Below are 12564 nucleotides of genomic sequence, written 5' to 3' on the forward strand. Positions count from 1 at the left end.
ATATTTCAACAAATAAAAATAGCCCGATTAATGCCCATTAACTGCATTTTTTTTAAATCGATATAAAGCCAATAATGGTAATAGTGCAACATAAGAAAACATCAAAAAACCAAACGTATAGACGAAAGCAAGTAATGTCGATTGTTGATGTAATAATGCACTCACTTGAGCAATGAAATTAGGATCAGTCACCGTCGTATGATGCTGCATTGCCTGCTGCTGTAAGATTGGATTCGTTGCTGTAATATCAGCACCTAACGCATGCCACTCACGCTGCTGAGTACGACTAAAATACGTATTTACGATTGATATACCAAATGAACTACCAATAGTTCGGCAAAGATTGAACATCACCGCACCACCGACAGCATATTTTTGATCTATCGTTCGATATGCCATTTGGCTTAACGGCGCAAATACCAACCCCATTCCCATCCCTTGAATGATTGACGGTATTAATACCCAATAAAAATTAATATTCATTGAGTACTGCATCATTAAATAAGTACCAAAAATATTAAAACAAAGCCCTACCGCCACCAGCATTCGTGGATCTAATCGATCCATATATTGTGCCATTATTAATAACACAATAGCGGAAGCTAATCCTCGCGGAGCCATCACAAACCCTGTTGTTTCTACGGGGTAATGTAACAACTGTTCCAACATCATAGGCTGTAATTGAGTAATACCAAACAGCCCCATAGAAAAACCTGCCATAATCAAACATGATACGGCAAGATTGCGGTCTTTTAATAACCACATTGGGGCAATATCCCCTTTTGTACGCCATGAACGTACAATAAAGAATACCCAAGCAATTGCACTGATGATCAATGAAAATAGAATAAAGTTAGATTCAAACCACCCTTCTTCATTACCTCTATCAAGTACCATTTGTAATAGACCAATACCAATAGTCATACCGATAACTAATGGCCAATCTAGTTTAGTTTCACCTTTACCTTCAATCTTAACAAACAGATAAACTAATGTTAGGCACAATGCGCCGACAGGGACGTTAACATAGAAAATCCAACGCCAGTCCATATTCTCAGTGATAATACCACCGACAGTTGGGCCTAAAATCGGACCTAGTAAAATACCCACACTAAATAATGCCATTGCTTTACCACGCTGATTTGCGGGATAAATTTGCACCATCGTTGATTGTGCTAATGGAATAACAGAGGCACCAAAGGCACCTTGCATAATACGAAAGGTAACCATTTCAGCAAGGCTATCAGCTTGACCACATAAAGCCGAAGTAATGATAAAACCAACCACTGAAACAATCAGTAATCTGCGCACACCAAATTTAAGTGCAAAATAACTTGCAAGAGGTATACAAATCGCTTCTGCCATTGAATAAGAAGTAAGTACCCACGTAACCTGTTCAGATGTAACCCCTAATGCCCCCATCATATGTGGTAAAGCAACATTGGCAATCGTCATATCCAGCAATACCATGATCGCTGATAACATAACGGCTAAGGTGATCCATAAACGGTTAGCTGGTGTGACTGACTGACTCATTAGTTAGTCTCTGATTGGGTATCAATAATAACATTTGCACTCGCACCAACACGAAGTAATGGCTTATTTTTCAAATCAATAAACTTCACTCGTACAGGAAAACGCTGTGGTACTTTCACCCAGTTACCCGTTGCATTTTCAGCAGGCAATAATGAAAAAGACGAACCACTCGCAGGTGAAAGCGCTTCAACTTTAGCGTGGTATGTTACATCAGGATACATATCTAAAACGACAGTTGCTGTCATGCCTATTTTTAACAAACCAATGTCTTTTTCTTTATAGTTCGCTTGTAACCATGCGGTATTATCTTCAATTAACGGCATCATCGCTAAACCTGGAGAAACAACGCTACCAGGACGGACACTGATCTTACCTAATTCACCATCATATGGTGCATAAATATTAGTATAAGACAGATTTAACGTCGCTTGGCTTAAAGCAGCAGCAGCTTGTTTTACCTGTGGTGCTTCATCGCCTTTAGCACCTTGTTGGTTAATCAATTGCGACATTTTTGCACGAGCAGCTTCCAGTGACGTTTGCGCACCGGCTAACTTAGCTTTTACATCATCACCTTGTTGTGCGGGTAATAATTTACGACTGACTAAATCCATTACTCGATGGTAAGTTTTTTGAACATCAACAAGGTTTGCATCAGCCGCACGAACATTAGCACTGGCGGCTAAAATTGCATCATCCGTTGCTTTATTTTGTTGAGTAGCCACTTCATAAGCCGCTTTTACTTGTTCTAACTGAATTTCATAAGATGCGGGATCAATCTTAACTAATAAATCCCCTTCAGCAACATGTTGATAATTTTCAACATTAACACTTAATACCTTGCCACTAATTTGTGGGGCAACATAAAGAATATTGGCATGTATATAAGCATCATCCGTACTTGGATATAACTTTTGATGACGAATATAAAAGTATCCGGCGGTAGCTAAACATGCTGCAATAACAACAAAAACAATTAAATTGCGGAATTTATTTGACTTTTTTTCTAAATTTGACGGTTCTGTTTGAGCCATATCTGTCGTTGCCATGGATTTATCCTATTTAGCTAATCATTAGCTAAACTTGAGTCTAGATGATAGGGATTATTTTAGCTGAAAATGTTTTTTCTATTCATAATTAGCACATATCCACATTAATAATAGTGTTATGACGTTGGTATAAATATAACAACAACAATTAAAGCCTTGAAATAATAAGCTTGCATACCGCTGCTTTCAAGTGCAGAACACCATGATAATCAATACAAACTTGTATAATAATGGGGATTTTCAGCTATTAGTTAATATGAATTAGAGTAAAAGCATTAAATTAGTGATTTTACGTGATTAAATAACCTTAATCAGAGTATTTTCAATTCAGGTTAGTGTTTTAGTTTAAATATAAGAACTTAATAACCATATTTATTTACGCCCACTTTTTAATCGCTTTGTAACGAATACGTTCACTAAAATAAAGTTTCTCTTTATTGCGATATAATTTAGGCAAATCTAAAAACAAAACCCCAATATATATTGAGGTTTTATAAAAGATAAAATTCGAGCGTTGTTTATCATAAATAAACTATTAATGATTAATAACGGTAACTCACTTTATCCACTAAGTATAAAATTGAACGATACTCGATACCACTATGTTCTGATAATCCAATTTCACACGTACGACTATTTGAATATCCTTCACTACAACCAGCAGGGACTTGTGCTTTTAACGGCGCGAGTGCACTTGCATTAAGTTCAGGTTTCGTAAAACCTTTATCGCCCGCAAAACCACAACACGTTATATCATCAGGAATAATCACCTGCATTGCACATGCCTTCGTTACACGCTCAATGATAGGCGCTAATCCTTCACGTCTGGAGGTACAAGTAATATGTAACATCACAGGATCTGCTTGCGGAATAATCTTCAATCTTGGTAAAACAAAATCGGCTACAAATTTAAAGGGCTCATAAATCGTCAATTCTTTACGCAAATATTGCTTACTGGTACTAGCACATGGACTAGTATCCATTAATATCGGATATTGGCCTTGTAGCGACGCTTCCCATAATACATTTTCAAGTTGGTGCGCTTTTACCTGTGCTGTTTCAGGAAACCCCTTACTGATATAGGGCATGCCACAACATTGATTGTCTAAATCTTCAGGTAATATAACCTCATAACCAGCCTTTTCTAACAGCGAAATTGTTACTTCTGTTAGTGGCCGCATATCTTTTGCTTGTGCTTCAACCCCCATATTTCGTGCCGCACAGCTAGGGAAATAAACCACTCGCTCTTTAGTGATATTACTTATAATTGGAGGGGTTATTTTAGTCGCAGCTAATGGTAAATGCGGTGTCCATTGCGGTATTTTATGACCTGATAATTGGTAAGCTTTATGCGTTAACTTAAGCATTTTATCTGTGCCAAGTACTTTATGCATCTGACTAGCAACAATTAATCCCGCCTTCGCAGAAGCCGTCACTGTTGCAAAATGAGCCCCTGTCCATGACGCAATTTTCTTGGCTTTTGGCGTATGATTTTGACGTAATTTACGCACTAAATCACCCGTATTAATCCCAACAGGACAACGTTCAGCGCATAAGCCCGTACCAGCACATGTATCAAGCCCATAATAACGATATGTTTTTTCCATTGCAGCTAAACGAGCAGGATCATCATTACTGCGTCGCAAGCGTGATATTTCTCGAAATACGGTATTACGCTGACGTGGCGTTAACGACAAATTACGCGAAGGACATACTGGCTCACAAAAACCACATTCAACACACTTATCAATAAGCTCATCAGCAACAGGCATGGCTTTCAAATTTTTAATATGGGCTTTTTTATCTGCATTAATGATCACACCAGGATTTAAAATACTACCAGAATCAAAAATACCTTTAATAGCCAACATTAACTGATAGCCCTCATACCCCCATTCAAGTTCAATAAACGGTGCCATATTACGACCAGTACCATGCTCTGCTTTTAATGATCCTTGATAATCAACCGAAACCAATTGGGCAACAGCATCCATAAACGCACTGTAACGTTCAATTTCAGCTTGTGTATCAAATGCTTGTGTAAAGACAAAGTGTAAATTCCCCGCTAAAGCATGTCCAAAAATGATAGCTTCATGGTATTCAAATTTAACAAAGAGTGTTTGCAAATCACGAACCGCTGGAGCCAATTGAGCAATAGGAAAGGCGACATCTTCAATGATGACTGTTGTACCACTTTCTCGTACCGCACCCACCGCAGGAAACAGCTCTTTACGAATACCCCATAATTGCTCACAAACATGAGGATCACGGCTGAAATCTACTTGTTCAATGGGTGAAAAAACATTGATTATCTGTTGTATACCATCACTTTGAAGCTGTAAATCGTGTTCATCTTCAGCATGTAACTCAATCAGTAATGCCGCCGCTTCAGTATTGCCATCAAGACCTAATTGAGCAATAAAGCGTGGCATGCCTGGTTTTTCTGCCACAGATGCCAATGAACGATTATCCATTAACTCTACCGCCGCGACACGGGTTTTACTCAATTGACTTACCGCAAGGCATGTTTGTTCTATGTCAGAAAACACAAACAATCCTGACGCTTTAAATGCATGATTCACAACGGTGTTATAAGTTACATCGGCAATAAAACCTAATGTACCTTCTGAGCCAATAAATAAATGCTGCAACACATCGATCGGATCATCAAAATCCACCAACGCATTTAAACTGTATCCGGTGGTATTTTTTAAGCGGTATTTATGGCGAATTTTATCGGTTAAAACACGATTAGCCTGACATTCACTCACCAATAACTTTAATTCTGAAACCATTTTAGAATGGCTTTTTTTAAAGGCAGCAATACTATTGATATCTAACGTATTAAGTAACGTACCATCCGCTAATACCACCGTCATTCCCGCAATGGTACGGTAGCTATTCTGAGAAGTACCGCAACACATGCCTGACGCATTATTAGCGACAATACCACCAATCTTACAACTATTAATCGAACCAGGATCAGGACCAATTTTTCGTCCAAATGGCGCTAAAATAGTATTAGCTTCAGCACCAATAAGCCCCGGCTGCAACCAAATTTGAGCGCCATCATTAAGCACTTTATAATCACGCCAACGTCGCGTTAATGTAATTAACACTGAATCTGATTGAGCTTGACCAGAAAGACTCGTACCTGCGGCACGAAAAGTCATTGGAATTTGACGTTCATAGCAGGTTTTAATGACAAAAATAACTTCATCAAGCGTATCAAGCTGTAGAACTAATTGCGGTAATAAACGATAAAAACTGGCATCAGTACCATAAGCCAACATTAACGTTGGATCAGTAACAATTCTTTTTTCATCAATTTTCTGGCGTAATTGCTCTATTAAATTAGCATAAGCAGGTTGCATCATTACTCCACGTAATTAGTATTAGGCATAACCTTTATGCTCATAATTTTGTGTCAGAATAAATGATTCTACTGCTATCGAGATGGTGGTAACTCTTAACTAATTCACACTTTTGATGATAAGCATGAACAGTGAGGTAAATTAGTCATGATTAAACAATATTAATAACATCAAACAAGACGATATTACTACCAATATGAATATCTACTTCTTCATCAACCTCTCGTCCAAGTAATGCTTCACCAAACGGAGAACTGGGCGTAACAGTAATCACTTCTTCACCATCTATAATAAATTTCAACCCTCCCGCTGCGGGTCCTAAAAAGACTAATTTAGGCGCACCTTGATGATCTTCTAAAGAAACTAAATGACCAACAACAACCGAATGTTGCTGAGTTGGCATTTTTGCAAGTAACTGTTGGTATGCACTGATATCAGCCTTACATTCCACGACACGTTGTGCTTGACCATGTGCAAGATAAGACGCTTCTAGTGCAAAGGTATCATATTTATTTTCAGCGACATTTTCATCGTCTGTTGCCGTGTTATAAGCTCGCATTGCTGCTTCTGTGGCAATATCTAAGGTTAGCTCTAATTGCTGCTGAATATGTTCAAGTAACACATCTTTATTCATCACTGATCCCGCTCTTAATCAAATGGGCGCTGATTATACATTGAATAAGGAGACAAACAAAAATAGCCGTAAATTATCATCAACAGCGTCATCTAATCCTAAAGAAATAGACACTTAGACCGATACAGACACTTGTTCATCACCCAAAATACCTAGGTCTATTTATTATGTGGCTTGTTAAGCGATTGTTATACGTGATATGTCTGGTTATAGTACAACCTGCTGTTGCACTTACCTCGATCCATTTACTTAATTATCAAGACAGTTATGGCAATATTTCATTAAAAGACAGTGGTGATATCCGCTTACCCGATCCATTAATTGTTAATGGTAATCTTAATCTCGAAAATAGTCGTATTGGTATATTACCCCTCAGCCTTACCGTTAAAGGTAACCTTAACTTGGCATATAGTGATATAGAACATTTACCGTTAGCCCTTAATGTCAAAGGCTATATCAATCTCGCTTACTCTAACATTAAAGAACTTAACTTTGGTTTACGCGTACTCGGCGATCTTAGTGTTGCCCATACACAACTTACTAAATTACCGGATAATCTTTACGTCAAAGGGAATTTATTTCTTCAAAATAGCAAAATTCTTACTTTACCGAATAAATTGGTCGTAGACGGTAATATTTATATTGGAAATATACCACTCACAACCATTCCTAACGACATTATCATTGGCGGATCTTTATATAGATAACAACACAAGATGCATAATTATAATTAATAACAACTCACTTAGAACATAAGCAAACGATTACATTTATAAAAACAAAGACAATAAACAGATATTATAAAAGGATATAAGTTAGCCAGAAATGTTATAACGTGAATATGTATTTCTGGCTACTTTGGCGGTTGATTTTTGTTATAAACAATCTTCAACAAACACTTAATTAGAGGATAATTAAGTGTATTCACTTCTTTATTGTCGACAAAGAAATGTTTAGCTCAAACCTAAGCTTTAAGTGCTTTAGTTGTTTGATTTTTATGGTAAAACCACTGTCTACGACTACGTGTTTTCATTATAAACCTCTCATTTTTTTCCCAATGAGCAAGGTTGATATCACTGTATATTAATACCGTTCTTACTCGACTATTCGTGTTCTAGTTAATCAATCCTGTATGACATTATAATGACATTATAATGACATATTAATTGAATTATTATGAACAACTTCATTTGTATCTCTATTTATGACAACAATGCCTAATAATAAGTTCCATTGTGGATAAATAGTAGCGTGACAAGACTTCGAGGAGGGTAATTTAGGAAAGAATAGAAACTAAAACTTTCTGATTTTTAAAATAACTTTCACCTAACGATCTACATCAACCTAGTTAATATAATTATGTTTTTGCTTTTTGACAACTATTCTCATCTTTTTTTTTGTAAAAAATTTCATTAATCCGTTAATTATCAACTAAAAAAAAGCTAACGCATTGCTAAATAAACAAAAAGTACATTCTATTGCCAAACAAATATTTACAGTATTTTAGCTAAGAGATTTCATTTTTAGAAAAAATAACAACAATACACTACGTTCCAATTAAATTTACGGTTAATACATCTAAAAATAGTATTTACATAACGTCAGATTGTAACTGTGTATCATCTTGCAAATACGCATCCACATTATTACAGACACTCCACCCAAAAACCTCAAAACTAATGCTAATAGTAAGATCCATACCATAATAAGAATTCAGCGTTACTCCACAAATTTACGATTTAAACCAGTTACTCACTCAATAATTGATCGTAGCCCTATAAATTAATGTGTATTTATTGATTAATAGTCACATCTTGCCATGTTTATGAGTCTATTCCATGAATAAAAATCAACCGCTATTAACGACTGAACGCTTAATTCTTCGTCCTTTAGAATTATCTGACGCAACCAAGATACAACTGCTAGCAGGCAATGTTGATATCGCTAATGGTACGATTAGTGTTCCACATCCTTATTCTGATGGTATGGCAGGAAAGTGGATAGGTAAACATTTAGCAGGTTGGCATAGTCACCAGTCTGCTATTTTTGCTATTACTCTAAAAAGTAATCACCAACTTATCGGCTGTGCAGGATTAGAAAACATTAGCCAGCACAGTGCACAACTCGGTTATTGGATTGGCGTTCCTTTCTGGGGCAATGGTTATTGCACCGAGGCCGTTGAACGAATAAAAGAATTTGGGTTTAATAAACTCAATTTAGATCACCTTTATGGACGTCATTTAAAAACAGTGTCAGGCCCTGAAAACGTCATGATCAAAATTGGCATGAAACATGTACCCGCTCTCACAATACCCAGTCATCACGTATCACAAGATAATATTGCGATCTATGAAATGCTAAAACAGGCAGCATCATAAAGAGGCACCATAATGTAAAAAATACTCGTCATATTATCATGCTGGTGAAAGTAGCATTTATGCTTATTAATCGTTAGCATACTCATTACTGAACGTTAGTTATTAATGAGTATTAATTGTGAAATCACCTTGTGTCGCTAAATGTAAAAATAATGCTGGTATTTGCAGTGGCTGTTTACGAACAATGACAGAAATCAGCCACTGGATAGCCTATCCAGAACACCAACAACTGGCGATCATGGCTGAAATAAAAGCAATAACATCAACCCATCAATGTCCACAATGCCAACAACCCGCACAATGTGACATTCAAGCAGGAAAATCGACCTGCTGGTGCTTTGAGATTGAACCTCGTCAAACACTCACCGATTCGCCTAATGCTTGTTTATGTCGTCAATGCTTATCATTGATGCCAACCTTATAATATTTCACCATATAGACAGACACCAACCGCTATGCCATTAATACATCCAAGCCGTTACAATTATTACTATATTATAAGATAATACAACGCACATACGCGCTCGATACTATCTGGAACCAATATGGACATAAAAGTTAATAAGCGTCAGGGACAGCTTCTTAGCGATACAATTACCCAATGGCAACAACAGCAGCTGATTGATGATCAACAAGCACAGCAATTACGTCAGAGTTACCACATCATTAATTTTGATTGGAAACTCCTTGCTGTCTATTCTTTTTGGATTGCTATCGCCTGCTTTATTCTTTCAGTGATCTTATTGGTCGCTGATGATTATCTAATGGCATTAGTCTCACGTCTCATTAACACTCCAGCAAGCGTGCTAACGGTACTAAGTGCTATTCTTGCTAGCCTATTGTTTTACTTCGGTGTTAAACGCCGCCAGCGCTATCCACAAAAAACCGTCAGTAATGAAGCCATGTTCTTTTTTGGTGTACTCATAACAGCCGTAGCAAGTGGATTTTTCAGTCACACCACTTTAGCATTACATTGGCGCGACAGTATTTTCATACTCCTTCCAACAATAGTTTATGCGATTGTCGGACTTCAACTTCGATCTGTCTTAGTGTGGTTATTTGCTTTATTGGGTATTGGCTTATGGGTGCTAACTGAAACCTCATACCTTGCACAAGATCATTACCTTTTTTGGGGAATGAACATTCCATTACGGTTTATATTGGTAGGAATACTGATTGTGGGATTAAGCGCCATCTTTAAGCCTCATAGTCGATTCTACTTTGCTAAAGAAGCCACGTTGTTTATTGGCTTGATTTATTTCTTTACTGCGTTATGGATGCTAACTATTTTTGGTAATTATGACAGCTTACGGGCTTGGTCTCATGTCAAACAGGTCGAATTGTGGGGCTGGAGTGTCGCAATGTTCTGCATTACTATAAGCGCAATTTTTTACGGCATTAAAACCAACACCTCTTTAATACGCGCTTTTGGTATTATCTTTTTATTACTGTGTCTCTATAGCCGTTACTTTGAATATTTCTGGAACACGTTACACAAAGCGCTATTTTTTGCGATATTAGCATTAAGTTTTTGGGGAATAGGCAGCCGCGCAGAAAAAATTTGGCAATTAGGTAACAAAAAATAATAAAAAGCCGCTGTGATAATAATAATTAACCAGCGGCATTATAAAAAACGACTCTAATCGTACATCAAATTATAAAAAAGTAGAGACATCGATTATTTAACGGCATGTTGTTCTAAATTGTATAATCGAATTTCATGTAACACACGCTCAGTTAACATATCATTCATTGTGTTTCGCATTGATTCCTGCATATCAGAAATAACAGGAAATACATTTTGATTCATTTCATCTAAACAATGTTTAGATACTTTCATTTTCAAATCAAACTCAAACGAAGCAAGTACTAAAAACTTTTCCATTCGCTCGATAACAATGTCAATCATGTAACTATCTGCACCTAAATCTAACAATTCCTGTTCAACAATTAATTCTAACGGCGTACGATCGCGAGGCTGTTCTTTTACTGGAAACGCAAGAATATTTGACATCATATCCTCCTCATAATCAGTAATAATCATCCGTTGATAATTATTATAATAACAATATTGCTACATTCATCCTATGTGTAATTTTAACAATTGAAAAGACCATTTTTAATAAAATATCTCATTTTTACGAAAAACTTGATTTTATAACACGATAAATAAATCAATATAATCCTTATTTATCAACCTGTTAATGTGATATCATTTTCCCATTTAACGCTATGATATTTATTTTTACCACACTGAACTAAGTATGATTTATTGATGACAAAACCACTATATGAAATAGTGTATAATGAAAATAATAGAATTTTACGTATAACTTAGCGTAATAATAACAAACTATAATTAAAATGTTTAAGTGAGATTGTTCATTAAACAGGGAGTTTTATATGAGAAAAGTTTTAATCGCCGCAAGTTCACTTGCTATCGCATTAACACTAAGTGGTTGCTCAGATAATGAAGTGGGTGATGTTTCTTTAGGAATGTTCACCACTAAAGATATTAAATTAAATACATTAATCGATCCGGTAGTACCGGGTGTTACATGTCATATAGCGAGTATTGAAGCAGATTTAAGTTTGGCCGATCCTTCTGATTCTTCTATTTCATGCCGCCAAACAGGTGAAATAACGCCTGAAATGATAGCTAATATTGATAAATCAAAATCAGGCGAAGTCGTCTTTAAAAAATCGAAAAGTATCTTTTTTAAATCAATGAAAATACGTCGAATTTATGATCCTCAATCAGAAACATTGATGTATTTATCATATTCAACTAAAACGACAACCGGTAGTTATAAACACAGTTTATCAACAGTACCATTGTGGGGAACTAAAGCTTACGTTGCTCCCGCTACTGCAACTAAATAATAATTAATAGCAATATTGCCTCTTTACTATTAAAGATAACTAAGAGGCTTTAATGCTAACTGATAACGGAATAACACCAAGAACATTAATTTAAAAACATTGAAAACAACTAAATTTTTTATTAAAAGCTATCAATGCCTTACTATTATACCTAATACAAATATAGACACGTATTTTTCAATGAATAAAAATATTATTTACTTTATTTTTACTTGTTTAAATTTTATAACTAAAGAACGTTTGATTACTTACGTAAATAATTTTTCATTAATAATAAACCAATAGTTGCCATACATATTCCTGTTAGCAAAACAACAAAATTCTTATGTTGATCAACTGCTAATATATTTTCCTCATATGTATTATGATACAAATCAGAACCAGCAAGATTAAGAAACGCTCCCATTTCAGTAAATATATGCTCTTGACCAATTATGCCACTGAATAACATACCACTCCATAACAGATAAATAATGCCTAAAGAAACAGAAATAAAACCCCAACTTGCTTTAACATCCATATTCAAATCCATTCAGTGACATTTTTACGCTTCCAATAATAAGATTTCCTGAGAATATTACAAATGAAAAATAATAACAATTCACAAGGTAAATGTTATTAATATTTTACTGACCTTTATTTAATATTTTTGTGACCTTCATTCATTATCTTTAATAAAAAAAGCGATACCGCAGTATCGCTAAGTAATATCA

General features: G+C 35.8%; 11 protein-coding genes. 5 read left to right on the forward strand and 6 right to left on the reverse strand.

Annotation, left to right across the window (positions count from 1 at the left end; genetic code table 11):
• Positions 1-27 precede the first annotated feature (27 nt).
• From C9J51_RS01420 to C9J51_RS01435, 4 genes are all read right to left on the reverse strand, one after another.
• Complete coding sequence (locus tag C9J51_RS01420; RefSeq protein WP_045036308.1) at positions 28-1536, reverse strand: DHA2 family efflux MFS transporter permease subunit; 1509 nt, start codon at positions 1534-1536, stop codon at positions 28-30.
• The gene (locus C9J51_RS01425; RefSeq protein WP_045039421.1) at positions 1536-2582 is read right to left on the reverse strand and encodes an HlyD family secretion protein; all 1047 of its coding nucleotides are present in this window, start codon (positions 2580-2582) and stop codon (positions 1536-1538) included. Before C9J51_RS01425 ends, C9J51_RS01420 begins: the two co-directional genes overlap by 1 nt.
• A gap of 542 nt (positions 2583-3124) precedes the next feature.
• Entirely contained in the window at positions 3125-5959 is a 2835-nt protein-coding gene (locus C9J51_RS01430; RefSeq protein ID WP_407675580.1) for an FAD-binding and (Fe-S)-binding domain-containing protein, read from the reverse strand.
• A gap of 148 nt (positions 5960-6107) precedes the next feature.
• Positions 6108-6590 carry a transcription elongation factor gene (locus C9J51_RS01435; RefSeq protein ID WP_045036305.1) on the reverse strand — a complete coding sequence of 161 codons (483 nt, stop codon included), beginning with the start codon at positions 6588-6590 and terminating at the stop codon, positions 6108-6110.
• 194 nt (positions 6591-6784) lie between these two features.
• Between C9J51_RS01435 and C9J51_RS01440 the strand changes: the two genes are divergently transcribed.
• The 4 genes from C9J51_RS01440 to C9J51_RS01455 all read left to right on the forward strand — a co-directional run bounded on the left by C9J51_RS01440 (position 6785) and on the right by C9J51_RS01455 (position 10554).
• Positions 6785-7297, forward strand: a complete 513-nt coding sequence (locus C9J51_RS01440) for a hypothetical protein (protein WP_128081756.1) — start codon at positions 6785-6787, stop codon at positions 7295-7297.
• 1131 nt (positions 7298-8428) lie between these two features.
• Positions 8429-8968 (forward strand): GNAT family N-acetyltransferase, encoded by a 540-nt coding sequence (locus C9J51_RS01445; protein ID WP_045036304.1) that lies wholly within the window; start codon positions 8429-8431, stop codon positions 8966-8968.
• Between the two features lie 118 nt (positions 8969-9086).
• Positions 9087-9392 (forward strand): DUF1289 domain-containing protein, encoded by a 306-nt coding sequence (locus C9J51_RS01450; RefSeq protein WP_045036303.1) that lies wholly within the window; start codon positions 9087-9089, stop codon positions 9390-9392.
• Positions 9393-9513: 121 nt separating this feature from the next.
• Entirely contained in the window at positions 9514-10554 is a 1041-nt protein-coding gene (locus C9J51_RS01455; protein ID WP_107274809.1) for a hypothetical protein, read from the forward strand.
• Between the two features lie 92 nt (positions 10555-10646).
• Here the strand turns inward: C9J51_RS01455 and C9J51_RS01460 are convergent, their stop codons facing one another.
• Positions 10647-10982, reverse strand: a complete 336-nt coding sequence (locus C9J51_RS01460; protein WP_045036301.1) for a hypothetical protein — start codon at positions 10980-10982, stop codon at positions 10647-10649.
• 389 nt (positions 10983-11371) lie between these two features.
• On the opposite strand from C9J51_RS01460, the gene C9J51_RS01465 reads away from it, so the two are divergent.
• Positions 11372-11851 carry a CreA family protein gene (locus C9J51_RS01465; protein WP_107274810.1) on the forward strand — a complete coding sequence of 160 codons (480 nt, stop codon included), beginning with the start codon at positions 11372-11374 and terminating at the stop codon, positions 11849-11851.
• A 244-nt stretch (positions 11852-12095) separates the two neighbouring features.
• On the opposite strand, the gene C9J51_RS01470 is transcribed toward C9J51_RS01465, so the two are convergent.
• A complete protein-coding gene (locus C9J51_RS01470; RefSeq protein WP_045039419.1) occupies positions 12096-12371 on the reverse strand; it encodes a hypothetical protein in 276 nt (91 codons plus the stop codon).
• Positions 12372-12564 lie beyond the last annotated feature (193 nt).

The sequence above is a fragment of the Photobacterium iliopiscarium genome (genome assembly GCF_003026395.1).
Lineage (GTDB): Bacteria > Pseudomonadota > Gammaproteobacteria > Enterobacterales > Vibrionaceae > Photobacterium > Photobacterium iliopiscarium.